11 protein-coding genes are annotated in these 12,158 nt (G+C 52.7%); 7 read left to right on the forward strand and 4 right to left on the reverse strand.

The window, feature by feature from the left end; translation table 11 throughout:
- The first annotated feature begins 9 nt into the window (after window positions 1-9).
- From EHW56_RS09565 to EHW56_RS09580, 4 genes are all read left to right on the forward strand, one after another.
- Window positions 10-2,109 (forward strand): DUF262 domain-containing protein, encoded by a 2,100-nt coding sequence (locus EHW56_RS09565; protein WP_152800419.1) that lies wholly within the window; start codon window positions 10-12, stop codon window positions 2,107-2,109.
- 815 nt (window positions 2,110-2,924) lie between these two features.
- Complete coding sequence (locus EHW56_RS09570) at window positions 2,925-3,116, forward strand: AlpA family transcriptional regulator (RefSeq protein ID WP_370517634.1); 192 nt, start codon at window positions 2,925-2,927, stop codon at window positions 3,114-3,116.
- A gap of 10 nt (window positions 3,117-3,126) precedes the next feature.
- On the forward strand, window positions 3,127-4,854 hold the full coding sequence (locus EHW56_RS09575) for a DUF927 domain-containing protein (RefSeq protein WP_152800421.1): 1,728 nt from the start codon (window positions 3,127-3,129) through the stop codon (window positions 4,852-4,854).
- Window positions 4,847-5,089 carry an AlpA family transcriptional regulator gene (locus EHW56_RS09580; protein WP_152800422.1) on the forward strand — a complete coding sequence of 81 codons (243 nt, stop codon included), beginning with the start codon at window positions 4,847-4,849 and terminating at the stop codon, window positions 5,087-5,089. Before EHW56_RS09575 ends, EHW56_RS09580 begins: the two co-directional genes overlap by 8 nt.
- Before the next feature lie 8 nt (window positions 5,090-5,097).
- On the opposite strand, the gene EHW56_RS09585 is transcribed toward EHW56_RS09580, so the two are convergent.
- Both EHW56_RS09585 and EHW56_RS09590 read right to left on the reverse strand, forming a co-directional pair.
- Window positions 5,098-6,339 carry a site-specific integrase gene (locus EHW56_RS09585; RefSeq protein WP_152800423.1) on the reverse strand — a complete coding sequence of 414 codons (1,242 nt, stop codon included), beginning with the start codon at window positions 6,337-6,339 and terminating at the stop codon, window positions 5,098-5,100.
- A gap of 182 nt (window positions 6,340-6,521) precedes the next feature.
- Entirely contained in the window at window positions 6,522-7,385 is an 864-nt protein-coding gene (locus tag EHW56_RS09590; protein ID WP_069361928.1) for a YicC/YloC family endoribonuclease, read from the reverse strand.
- A gap of 160 nt (window positions 7,386-7,545) precedes the next feature.
- Between EHW56_RS09590 and rph the strand changes: the two genes are divergently transcribed.
- The gene (rph, locus tag EHW56_RS09595) at window positions 7,546-8,265 is read left to right on the forward strand and encodes a ribonuclease PH (RefSeq protein WP_069361927.1); all 720 of its coding nucleotides are present in this window, start codon (window positions 7,546-7,548) and stop codon (window positions 8,263-8,265) included.
- A gap of 95 nt (window positions 8,266-8,360) precedes the next feature.
- Window positions 8,361-9,002 carry an orotate phosphoribosyltransferase gene (gene pyrE / locus EHW56_RS09600; RefSeq protein WP_152795919.1) on the forward strand — a complete coding sequence of 214 codons (642 nt, stop codon included), beginning with the start codon at window positions 8,361-8,363 and terminating at the stop codon, window positions 9,000-9,002.
- Window positions 9,003-9,065: 63 nt separating this feature from the next.
- On the opposite strand, the gene slmA is transcribed toward pyrE, so the two are convergent.
- Window positions 9,066-9,656 (reverse strand): nucleoid occlusion factor SlmA, encoded by a 591-nt coding sequence (slmA, locus tag EHW56_RS09605; RefSeq protein WP_077578225.1) that lies wholly within the window; start codon window positions 9,654-9,656, stop codon window positions 9,066-9,068.
- Window positions 9,657-9,852: 196 nt separating this feature from the next.
- A complete protein-coding gene (gene coaBC / locus EHW56_RS09610) occupies window positions 9,853-11,103 on the reverse strand; it encodes a bifunctional phosphopantothenoylcysteine decarboxylase/phosphopantothenate--cysteine ligase CoaBC (RefSeq protein ID WP_152795917.1) in 1,251 nt (416 codons plus the stop codon).
- A 245-nt stretch (window positions 11,104-11,348) separates the two neighbouring features.
- On the opposite strand from coaBC, the gene radC reads away from it, so the two are divergent.
- On the forward strand, window positions 11,349-12,032 hold the full coding sequence (gene radC, locus EHW56_RS09615; RefSeq protein ID WP_046074694.1) for a DNA repair protein RadC: 684 nt from the start codon (window positions 11,349-11,351) through the stop codon (window positions 12,030-12,032).
- Window positions 12,033-12,158: the final 126 nt, after the last annotated feature.

The raw sequence follows: 12,158 nt of genomic DNA on the forward strand, positions 1-12,158 counted from the left end.
ACGTCCGTTATGAAAGCTACAGAAGCCAAGTTGCTCGACTTCCTGAAGAAGTCGCCACAATTTGTCATTCCGATCTACCAGAGAACGTATTCTTGGTCTGAGCAGCAATGTCGCCAACTGTGGGACGACATTATGCGAGCCGGTACCAACGATGATATATCAGCACATTTCATTGGCTCGGTGGTCTACATCGAGAAGGGGCTTTATCAAGTGTCCAGTCAATCACCATTGCTGGTCATTGATGGGCAACAGCGACTGACTACCACCATGCTGATTCTTGAGGCGCTATCTCGGCACCTTGGGAACACAGAGCCTCTGGAGGGGTTTTCGGCTAAGAAGCTGCGCAATTACTACCTGCTTAACCCTTTGGAAGACGGTGAGCGAGCTTACAAACTGCTATTGACCCAGACGGACAAAGAGAGCCTGCTGGCGTTGGTCACGCAGAAGCCGTTACCTGATGACGGTTCTCTTCGAATTCAGGAAAACTTCGAGTTCTTCAACAGCCAAATTGAGCGGCTAAACGGGGAACTGGAAACCCTCTGCCGGGGCCTTTCAAAGCTCATCATCGTTGATATTGCGCTGAGCCGAGACCAGGATAACCCGCAACTCATTTTTGAGAGCATGAATTCCACAGGAAAAGCTTTGAGCCAGGCTGACCTGATCCGGAACTATGTGCTGATGGGACTGGAGCCGGAGCATCAGACTCGGCTCTATCGCGATCACTGGCGTCCGATGGAGGTGGAATTCGGGCAAGAAGGCTATGGCGTTTACTTTGATAGCTTCATGCGCCACTACCTCACGGTTAAAACCGGGGAAATTCCACGGTTAGACGAGGTATACGAGGCTTTCAAACAGCATTCACGTCGCGCCGAAGTTGCGAGTGCTGGTGTCGATTCATTGGTTGCTGAAATACATGCTTTCGCTCGGTATTTTTGTGCGATGGCATTGGGGAAAGAAACAGATAAACAGCTCGGAATGGCATTTAAGGACCTGCGGGAGCTAAAAGTCGACGTGGCATATCCGTTTCTGCTGGAACTTTACCATGATTACCAACAGGACAATCTGTCCCGAGATGACTTTCATAGCGCTATTCGGCTGATCGAGGCTTATGTGTTCCGTCGTGCCGTTTGTGCCATCCCCACAAACTCGCTGAACAAGACCTTTGCGACCTTTCACAAATCATTGCAGAAGAACCGTTACCTGGAGAGCATCAAGGCTCACCTGCTCGGTTTGAAGTCATACCGGCGTTTTCCGAATGACGAAGAGTTCAAAAGGGAACTGGCAGTACGCGATCTCTATAATTTCCGCAGTCGGAGTTACTGGTTACGCCGCCTGGAGAATTTCGAGCGCAAGGAACGGGTTCCGGTCGACGAATACACGATTGAACACATCATGCCGCAGAATGAGAATCTGTCTGTTAGATGGAAGGATGAGCTAGGTCCGGAATGGAAGCGTGTGCATGAAACCTGGCTGCATACGCTGGGTAACCTGACTCTTACGGGCTACAACTCAGAGTACAGCGACCGAGCGTTCATCGAGAAGCGCGATATGCAGGGCGGATTCAAACAAAGCCCTCTACGGCTCAACGAGGGCCTGGGAGCTGTAGAAGCATGGAATGAGGACTCAATTAAGAATCGGGCCGCCAAGCTGGCCCAGGAAGCGGTGCGGGTTTGGGCGGCTCCGGTATTGCCGGACGAGATCCTCGATACCTACCGCAACGTGGCCGTTAAACCAGAAGCCTACAACCTTGAGGATCACCCTCAACTAGCAAACGGGACCCCAATGCGCGCTCTATTTGAGCAGCTCCGAAAGGAAGTCCTGGCGCTCGACCCTAGCGTCACTGAAGAAGTCCTCAAGCTCTATATAGCGTTCAAAGCCGAGACGAACTTTGTCGATGTGGTCCCGCAAAAGAGCCGTTTGCGACTGTCTCTGAATATGCCGTTTCACGAGTTGAGCGATCCGAAAGGGATGGCTCGTGACGTGACCAATCTCGGACGTTGGGGAAATGGCGATGTGGAAGTAGGGTTAAGTGAGGAATCTGAGCTGGCCTATGTAATGGGGCTCATTCGACAGGCGTTCGAAAAGCAGATGGGGAACGATGCTGATTGAGCAGTGAGAACAGCGCCCCGGCAACTGGGGCGGAAAGTAGTGGCTGGATGATCACAATGAGCGAGAGTTCTCCAACAGCGGTCGGGGACTCTCCTGGAGGACTTTCCAATCGCTACACATACCTATCTGATTTGGATAACTTTGAGCTCATTCCATGCGCGCTAATAGGCCGCCTCTTGGAGATATGAGCAGCACATACGCTATTAATCTGGATAAGCTGTCGCCGGAATCCCAGTGCGTAAGTTTTCCAAATCAGATGGAGCCGATGAGCGTTCAGTCCAGTGACCTCCCTACCAGCGCTTCTGCGACTGGTGCACCCTAAAGCGCCTCGAAAAAGACCCGCTGGGCTCTTGTTGATGTTTTCCAGACTCGGCGTTTACTGATAAGACGTGAATGGGCCTCTGAAAGGGCCTTCATGAGGCTGTTTGGGTAAGGGAGCACCTGTTGCTTTCAGCCTAGCTCGAAACGGCCTCACAAAGGCCTTTTTTAAAGAAGAATGTGTGGTTCGAACTCGTACAGTCATCAGTGAATCAAAATATGATTCTGAGACCGGAAAATGACTTTCACATGTGAAAGTCATGCAGCTAACTTGGTCATTAAATGTACAAAATACGCTCATGTAAGCCCTGATTTTGCGATTATGACGTTTTTTTCTGGTTTCTTGTGATTTTTATCTCTTAATAATCAATGATTTATTGGCCAGTCTCTCCTTTGCGCCCTTTTTGGGCAATTCCGCGGTTCTGGTGTTTCTTTATGATTATTCATAATCACTCCTGTCCGTTAGACAACGAATAAGGAGTTGCATAATGAAATACATGTTTTCCACCGACAACAACGAGCGTCTGCTCACCTATGAAGAGGTCTGTACCGTTACTCAGCTTTCCCAAGCCACACTGCGTCGCTATGTCCGCTCTGGTCGCTTTCCCGCTCCTATCAAACCCAACCCTAGTGGCCGAGCTGTCAGGTTTCGGATTCAGGACGTCCGTGACTGGCTCGATCAGCTATAAGGGGGGGCAAATGAAATTTCAATTGAGAGACTCTGGCCTGTACTGCTTCATCTCTGATGAATGGCAAAGAATTGGTGGATGGATTGAGATTATTGCCAGAACCCGACTTTCCAACAAGAAGCACGGCCATGGTGCACTCCTGCAGTGGAAAAATATGGATAACGTCCTTCTCCGCGAGGTGGTTTACGCGCGACACTTGAACGGCGATAACGCTCGTCAGATACGAGAGTTATTGGTGGACACCGGTTATCCGCTCGAACCAGGCACTACCAGCTGGGCACGCCTGCAGCGCTATTTGCTTGAGGAGATGGCAAAGGCGCCGCCGGCCACAACCGTCGACCGTACCGGTTGGCATGGCCCGGTGTTCGCAACGAGCAGCTGGACGGCAGGTCACGCGGATGAGCAGCACCACTTTGTCGGGCAGCTATCTACCTCGCCGCTACTGCAGGAAAGCGGGTCGCTGCAGGAGTGGAAAGATCAAGTAGGGAGTCTGTGTGACGGGAACCCGCTGGCGATCCTCAGCGTCGGGGTGGCACTCGCAGCGCCCTTGCTAAAGCATGCGGAGCTTGAAAATGGGGCCTTTCACTTGGTTGGTAATAGCTCCACCGGGAAAACGACGTTGCTGCAGGTGGCCGCGAGTGTTTGTGGAGCACCAGAATTTTTACGAAGCTGGGTATCCACTGCCAACGGACTGGCCGCTGTAGCGGCTGAGCATAATGATATGTTACTAGCTCTAGATGAGATCGGCTTGGCTCGGGCTGAAGATGTGGACGTCGCGATTTATCACATCATGAATGGTGCAAGTAAGCTTAGAGCGACTATTTCCGGCGAGCTGGCATCACAAGCGCACTGGCGGACACTGGCCTTGAGCTCTGGTGAGATCTGGCTTTCTGAGGTTTTTCAGCAGATGGGAAAATCGGTGAGGGCCGGGCAGGAGACTCGTCTAGTTGAGATCCCTGTTTTTGGACGATTTGGCGCATTTGATGAATTGCATGGGTTTGCCAGCTCCCAGGAACTGGTCGATGCACTGAAAAGTCGCTCCAAACATCAGCATGGCACGTTATTTCGGCAGTGGGTCGAGCTGCTGACAGAAAATACGGAGGAGTTGCCCGGCTATATCCAGAGTGAGGTTGCCCGGTTGACGGAGCAATGGAAGACCCCTCATATGGCCTCGCAAGTTGTCCGAGTGATCAGACGGTTCGCACTTATCACCGCTGCACTGTGCCTGGCCTGTCGAAATTACCTGTTGCCCTGGGCCGAGGCAGAATCTGAGCGAGCAATGTATCAAGTAGCTGACGCCTGGATAAAAAACAGGGGGCACATATTCAATAAGGAAGATCATCGGATCCTGTTGAAACTTAACGAGTATATGAATTCCCGGAAATTCAGCTTCGCCCCTATCGAGACGGGCATCGCCGAATCGCACTACGAAGGATTCAAGCGAACGGTGAACGGTGAAAAGCAGCTACTAGTAAAGAAAGCCAATTTCATAAGGTTTTTTGGGCTGCCCACTCGGTATATGCGTGAAATCGAATTCTTGATCCAGAAAGACCTGTTGGAAACCAACGAAAGGAGTCGTGGAACCCTGAGAGTCAAAATAAATGGTAAGTTTGAACGATTTTTCGCTCTATGGCCTGAGCGAATCAGAAACTATCTAAATTCGATGTCAGATCTTGACGGGCTTTCCCAGTTTCCCACTTATCCCAGTGTTGATTCGGAGGTAACGGAGAATGAGTGACAAAACCTTCAATTCGCCGTCGGAGGAGATGCGTACCAAGCTGCTGGCTCGTTCTGGACAGTGTGAGCGGCTGGTTCGGGAGCCGGACCGCCGAGCGATTACAGGTGTCAGCCGGACGCAGTGGTGGACAATGGAACGAAAGAAAGCGGCTCCTACACGACTCAAACTAGGCTGTAATTCAGTGGCGTGGCGGCTGTCAGATTTGCTCGCGTGGATTGACCAACAAGGGGCTTGAAAGTCCCTTTACTCTCCAGAACTAATCTCACCCTTGACGATGGGGGCAAGCCAGTCACAGAGCGCCTCGTGAGCCGCTCTTCGCTCTTCAAAATACGCATGCTTGTTATAAACCTGGTCCGTCCGGTTGCCAGGCAACTGATTTAGACATCGTTGGGCTAGGTTGTCGTCGAAACCGAGCTTGCCTAGCTTCGTTCGGGCCGTGCCACGCAGATCGTGCACGCGGCGGGTATCAAATGAGAAGAAATTGTCCTCAAAAAGTTTTTTAAGTGCGTGGTTCAGCGTGTTTTCGCATACGTGCGGAGTCCGGGCCTTTTTGCTGATCCTGCGGGCTGGGAAGACCCACTCACTGCCGCATGAGCGCATCTTCAGTTCATTTAGCCATTCCACTGCCGGTTCTGCCAAAGGAATATCGATGGCTCTTCTTTTTTTTGTCCTCTCTTCGGGCAGGTACCAAATACGGTTTTCCAGATCGAATTCTGACCAAGGCGCGGCCAGCAATTCCATCTTTCTCGTACAAGTCGCAATCAACAAAGCACAGGCCAGGTAGTTTTCACGACTGAACTGCGCTGGAATTAACCGGAGTTTGGAGAAGAATTCGGTGACTTCGTCTTCACTCATTGGGTAGTTGGCGGCCTTCTCCTCCCCACCGGCATCCCTGGGGCGGAATGGCGAGGCTGGATTGAACCTGGTGACGTCCAGTTTGATGCCATGATCAAACAGGTTCCTCAGCAGGCGCATCAAATCATTTGAGAGTGTCGGGCGGGCCTTTTTGTCGTCATAGCCATTGGCCACGTCGCGCAGGATTTCACTGATATCGACAGGACGGATCTTTTCCAGCTCCAACTTGCCAATACGCCAGGCTACCTCACGCTCGTACAGGCTCTTTTCTTTTTGGTGAGACGCGATCTCTCGTTTGCGAAGCGCGTAGTAGTCGGCGTAAAGATCATTAAGCGTTTTGAAGGGGTTTTGGTTGACCTTGTGCCGCTCCTGAACCGGATCAGCACCCTCACGCTTGATCGCCAACCTCAGTTTCGCCGCCTCATCACGAGCATCTGCCAGTGACCAGTCTTCCACCTTGCCGATGGTGTATTCCCGCCGGAGCTTTGTGGCCGGTGTGGTGTAACGCAGCATCCAGTAGGCATCGCCGCGCTTTGGTGTCATTAGGTAGAGGCCGTTACCGTCGGCATGCCGAACAGCTGGCTTTTCTCGGATAAGTTTCTTTACGGTTTTATCGTATAGCTTGCCCATTGCTCTGCCTTAAAAATTGGGGAGTACAATTTCGCCGCTACAATATAGCGAGAAAATACTCCCCAATCTACTACCCACTACTACCCAAACTAGGCAGAGCTTACACGAACACCATGACCGTCAAAAATAAATAAACATTTGATTATTATGACTTTAATGACATCAGCGAACACTGATAAACATCATTCGATATTCTGGATCTGCTCGCGCATTTGCTCGATAAGCACTTTGAGCTCGACGCCGGAGGCGGTGATTTCGGTGCTGATTGATTTGGAGGCGAGGGTGTTGGCTTCGCGGTTGAACTCTTGCATCATAAAGTCCAAGCGTCGGCCGCAGGCGCCGCCTTTTTTGAGGATTTTATGTGCTTCTGAAACGTGTGAGTCCAAGCGGTCAAGCTCTTCTGCGACGTCGACTTTTTGCGCCAGCATCACCATTTCTTGCTCAACGCGGGCTGGATCGAGTTCCACTTGTGCTTCTTCTAAGCGTGTGGTTAAACGTTCACGCTGCCACTCAATCACGGTGGGCATCTTTTCACGCACTTTGATCACTTCGGCGCTAATGGCATCGAGTCGCTGCTCAATCAGGGCTTTCATGTTCTCGCCTTCGCTGGCACGTGCGGCGATAAAGGCATCGAGTGCTTCATCAAGACCAGCTAATAAGGCGCGGTGTAGCTCGTCGGTGTCTTGCTCCGGCGCTTCCATCACGCCTGGCCAGTTCAGGACTTGAAACGGATTGATGTTGCCTTCACCCGCGGTCTCTTTCACCCATTTGGCGGCGTGAATCACTTGCTTGGCCAAGGCTTCATTGATGGTGAGCTTATCTTGGCTGGCTTGTGAGGTATCAAAGCGCAGGTTGCATTCCACTTTTCCGCGGGCTAGGCGCTTGCGGAAACGCTCGCGTACCACAGGCTCAAGGCTACGTAGCTGCTCAGGCATGCGAATGTAGGTTTCGAGATAGCGCTGGTTAACGGAGCGGATTTCCCAAACCGCGTTGCCCCAATCGCCCTTGAGTTCTTGTCGGGCGTAGGCGGTCATACTGTGGATCATGTGTACCTGCTCTTGTGTGCTGAAGGTGAATGGCAAAGATTATACGCATCCGCGCCCCTGTCGTCAGCTGTCTTGGTCTGTCGGGCGGACAGGGATCGCAAGCGGGCGGAGAAACACGTATAATCGCGCCCACATTCTGTCAGTCAATAAGGTAACTTGCATGCGCCCAAGTGGAAGAGCACTCGACCAAATTCGTCCCGTTAGCTTTACCCGAGGTTTTACGGCCCACGCAGAAGGCTCTGTGTTGGTGTGCTTTGGTGATACCAAGGTGATTTGTAACGCCACGATTGAAGAGGGCGTGCCGCGCTTTTTAAAAGGCAAGGGCCAAGGTTGGGTGACTGCCGAGTATGGCATGTTGCCACGTGCAACCCACACCCGTAACCGTCGTGAAGCGTCCAGCGGTAAACAAGGTGGCCGTACCGTCGAAATTCAACGTTTGATTGGCCGCAGTTTGCGCGCCGCGGTCGATTTAAAAGCACTGGGTGAGCGCACCATTACCGTTGACTGTGACGTGATTCAAGCCGACGGCGGCACGCGCACGGCGTCCATTTCGGGGGCGAGTGTAGCACTGGCGGACGCGCTTAACGCGCTGGTACGCGAGGGCAAGCTTGCGGCTAACCCGATGCGTGGGCATGTGGCTGCTGTATCAGTGGGCATTTATCAGCAAACGCCAATTTGCGATCTGGAATACGTGGAAGACTCGGCGGCCGATACCGATATGAATGTGGTGATGCTCGAAGATGGCCGCATGATTGAGGTGCAGGGCACCGCCGAAGCGGAGCCGTTTACCCCCGATGAGCTAAACGCGATGCTCGCGTTGGCCAGTAAGGGCATTGATGACATTGTCGTCGCGCAAAAATCGGCACTCGCCGACGCATAACAGATTGAATAGCTCCCACATCGGGGGCTATTTTTTTATCTATCCGACCCCGGGTGACATGTGGCGTGTCACCAAGACAACCAAGAGAGGAACGAATGAAAGCCTATCAGCGCCAGTTTATTGAGTTTGCCCTTGAGCGAGAGGCATTAAAGTTTGGCGAGTTTACGCTTAAATCAGGGCGGAAAAGTCCGTACTTTTTTAACGCCGGCTTGTTTAACACCGGGCGTGACTTGGCAAAACTGGGTGAATTTTATGCGGCCGCGTTGATGGATGCAGGGATTGATTACGATGTTTTGTTTGGTCCTGCGTACAAAGGGATCCCGATTGCGACCACCACCGCGGTAGCACTTGCTGCGCACCATAATGTGGATACGCCTTATTGTTTCAACCGTAAAGAAGCCAAAGACCATGGTGAGGGCGGCAACTTGGTCGGCAGCGCGCTGAGTGGCCGTGTGATGTTGGTGGATGATGTGATAACCGCAGGCACTGCCATTCGCGAGTCAATGACACTGATTCAAGCGCAAGGGGCGCAGCTTGCTGGGGTGTTGGTGGCAATTGACCGCCAAGAGCGTGGTCAAAGTGAGCTGTCGGCGATTCAAGAAGTGGAGCGTGACTTCGATTGTCAGGTGGTTTCTATCATTAGCTTGTCGGACTTGGTCGCCTATTTGGAGCAAAGCCAAGCGGATCCGGCTCATCTAGAGGCGGTGAAAGCGTACCAGGCGAGCGACGGGATTTAAGTTACAGGTGTGCAGCTGGCTGGCTTGAGTGCGCCAGCTGCACTACGCTCGTTGCACTGCTATTCACTGCAGTTGATTGGTGAGTAGTTGCCAGTATTGCTCGAAATTGGCGGTCGGCAGCTGTTTAAATGACGAGCGTACGTAGCGACAAAAGCCGCCTTCCACTTGGCTAATCAATTGGCTGGCAAGCACCGCCTCATCCAATGGAAACCCTTTTCCCTCACGTAAACGACGCTCGCGCAGTACTTGCTTAAGCTGTGCCTCGACGCGCTCAAACAGCTGGTTGATACGCGCTTGCAACCTATCTTGCTCAAACATCAATGCATGACCTGTCATAATGCGCGTGAGCCCCGGGTTGCGCTCACCAAAGGCCAGCAATAATTGCAAGATCAGTTTGAGGCGCACCAAGGTGTCCTTTTCTTCCTCAATGATCAGGTTGATGCGGGATAACAGTGAATCTTCAATAAATTCGATTAACCCCTCAAACATCCGCGCTTTACTGGGGAAGTGGCGATAGAGTGCCGCCTCAGACACCCCGACTTGTTCGGCGAGTTTGGCCGTGGTGATGCGTTGGCTGCCTTGGGTTGACTCCAGCATCTGCGCGAGCGCTTGGAGGATCTCTTCGCGGCGATTACTTTTTTTTGGGGCTGCCATGGGTGCGATTCCTTTGTCTTTTTATCTATCACACTGGCGACCAGTAAAGGAGGCATCATGGAGAGGTGCCGCCCAGTGTGAGTCTTTCCTCCTATCTTAGCGACGAGGTCTCTGTATTAAAAGCAAAAAGCGTGGCCATGGCGCACGCTTTTGAACTTGTATTTTTGCTCAATATAAGCTGTTTGTATTGTGTGGTTCAGGGTTGCTTCTGACAGGTTTGTTGTAAATAGCGCGCGTGAATGTGTGCCATGACATTGCGCGCTAATAAGCGTTTTTCCTCGACGGGCAGCGCCTGATCGCCGCCAGGCCAGAACAGATGTAAGGCATTGCGGTCGCTGTTAAAGCCTTGATCGGATTGAGACACATCGTTAGCACAAATCATATCAAGCTTTTTGCGCGCCAGCTTGTCACGCGCGTAGGTCGCGACATCTTGGGTTTCGGCGGCAAAGCCGACCGTAAATGGACGATGTGACGTTAAGCCCGCTACCGAAGCAATAATATCGGGATTTTTTACCATGGTGACGGTCATCGCGTCTTTATCCACTTGCTTTTTCATCTTCTGTTCGGCGATGTGCTGTGGACGGTAGTCCGCGACCGCGGCACAGCCGATAAAAATATCTTGGTCGGTGATGCGCTCATGCACCGCATCATGCATCTGTTGGGCGCTGGTGACATCAATACGCGTGATTCCTGCTGGCGCTGACAGCGCAACCGGGCCAGAGACTAAGGTGACGTCGGCCCCTAAACTGGCTGCCGCCTCGGCGAGGGCATAGCCCATTTTCCCTGAACTATGGTTAGAGAGATAACGAACAGGGTCTAAGGCTTCGCGGGTAGGGCCGGCGGTAATCATCACGCGCTTGCCTGAAAGCGGTTTAGGGCCGGCCCAACGTTCGCATTCCGCCACTAAGGCCAGCGGCTCGAGCATGCGCCCAAGGCCCACATCGCCGCAAGCTTGCGCGCCACTGGCGGGGCCCCATATCAAGCAGCCGCGTGCACGCAGTCCACGTAAGTTCGCCTGAGTGGCTTGGGCGCGGTACATTTGCTGGTTCATTGCTGGCGCAATCGCCAGAGGCGCATCGGTGGCCAAGCATACGGTGGTGAGCAAATCATTGCCCATGCCTGCGTGGATCCGGGCAATCAAATCGGCAGTTGCCGGGGCAATCAGCACGAGATCCGCCCATTTAGCCAGTTCAATGTGTCCCATTGAGGCCTCGGCAGCCGGGTCGAGCAAGCTATCAGACACGGGATGCCCAGAAACGGCTTGCATGGTCAATGGCGTAATAAACTCTTTTGCGGCATGGGTCATCACCACCTTGACGGTGGCCCCACGCTCGATGAGGCGGCGGGTGAGATCGGCACACTTATATGCGGCAATCCCGCCACCCATGCCAAGCAGAATACGTTTACCGGCCAGCGTCTGGGCTGGCTGCTGTGAACTATTGGCCATAATGCTCTGTGTGTTTGAACGACAATGACGAAACCATACCATAATCCTTAGTGCAAAAAGCTTGTTTGAGCGCATGAATCCGTATGGGGTGTGACGTGCGTTGGATGTGATATGGCTAGCGCGTGGCTGAAAGCATTGACGGTAGCACATGATAAAACCACGAGCGCGCCGCAGTTACATGGAAAAGCTATTGCGGCGTGAAAGAGGCTTACTTTAACTGGCGGCAACGTTGAAGAGGGATCACCATGAGCCTAAAAACCTTGCCGCAAGACTGTCGACCCAGAGAGCGTTTATTAGCGCGAGGGGCGGAAAGCTTATCGGACGCCGAGCTGTTGGCGATTTTTCTACGCACCGGCGTCACAGGGATGAGTGCGGTAGCGCTGGCTGACCACCTGTTGCAGGATTTTGGCTCGCTCCGGGCGCTGATGGGCGCCGACCAAGGGGCGTTTTGTCAGCGAAAAGGACTGGGTAGCGCCAAATATGCCCAACTTCAAGCTGTGCTTGAGCTGAGCCGGCGCTATTTAAAAGAAACCTTAAGCAAAACTGACGCACTGACCAGCCCGGACCATACTCGCCGTTATCTCTCGACGTTACTGCGCGACCGGCCTCGCGAGGCCTTTTACGTTTTATTTCTCGATAATCAGCATCGCGTGATCGCCGATGAGCAACTTTTTGAAGGCACGCACAATGCGGCGAGTGTTTACCCACGAGAAATTGTCCGCCGCGCGCTCGAATTGCATGCCGCTGCACTGATTTTGGCCCATAACCACCCATCGGGCGTGGCAGAGCCGAGCCAGGCAGACCGACATATTACCGATAGAATTGCCAATGCCTTGTCATTAGTGGATGTTCGCGTGCTTGATCACCTAGTGATTGGGGACGGAGATGTGGTATCGTTCGCCGAACGAGGTTGGTTGTTATCCCCTTAAGGATCGCCATTGGCGAAAAAAACGATCAAAAAGCGCATAAAAGGATCTGCTCGGGACTTGAGCAATGTGAATTCAGTTAGTATAATGCGCCACCTTTGATAGCCTTGACCTTCGACCTGGCCTTAA

It is taken from the genome of Salinivibrio sp. VGrn1 (assembly GCF_009377995.1).
Lineage (GTDB): Bacteria > Pseudomonadota > Gammaproteobacteria > Enterobacterales > Vibrionaceae > Salinivibrio > Salinivibrio siamensis.

Excerpts from the sequence above, each read along its gene's own strand:
- EHW56_RS09575 (WP_152800421.1), top strand. The coding sequence starts at position 3,127 with ATGAAATTTCAATTGAGAGACTCTGGCCTGTACTGCTTCATCTCTGAT.
- rph (WP_069361927.1), top strand. The coding sequence starts at position 7,546 with ATGCGCCCAAGTGGAAGAGCACTCGACCAAATTCGTCCCGTTAGCTTT.
- EHW56_RS09590 (WP_069361928.1), bottom strand. The coding sequence starts at position 7,385 with ATGATCCACAGTATGACCGCCTACGCCCGACAAGAACTCAAGGGCGAT.
- EHW56_RS09570 (WP_370517634.1), top strand. The coding sequence starts at position 2,925 with ATGTTTTCCACCGACAACAACGAGCGTCTGCTCACCTATGAAGAGGTC.
- slmA (WP_077578225.1), bottom strand. The coding sequence starts at position 9,656 with ATGGCAGCCCCAAAAAAAAGTAATCGCCGCGAAGAGATCCTCCAAGCG.
- EHW56_RS09565 (WP_152800419.1), top strand. The coding sequence starts at position 10 with ATGAAAGCTACAGAAGCCAAGTTGCTCGACTTCCTGAAGAAGTCGCCA.
- EHW56_RS09580 (WP_152800422.1), top strand. The coding sequence starts at position 4,847 with ATGAGTGACAAAACCTTCAATTCGCCGTCGGAGGAGATGCGTACCAAG.
- pyrE (WP_152795919.1), top strand. The coding sequence starts at position 8,361 with ATGAAAGCCTATCAGCGCCAGTTTATTGAGTTTGCCCTTGAGCGAGAG.
- coaBC (WP_152795917.1), bottom strand. The coding sequence starts at position 11,103 with ATGGCCAATAGTTCACAGCAGCCAGCCCAGACGCTGGCCGGTAAACGT.
- EHW56_RS09585 (WP_152800423.1), bottom strand. The coding sequence starts at position 6,339 with ATGGGCAAGCTATACGATAAAACCGTAAAGAAACTTATCCGAGAAAAG.
- radC (WP_046074694.1), top strand. The coding sequence starts at position 11,349 with ATGAGCCTAAAAACCTTGCCGCAAGACTGTCGACCCAGAGAGCGTTTA.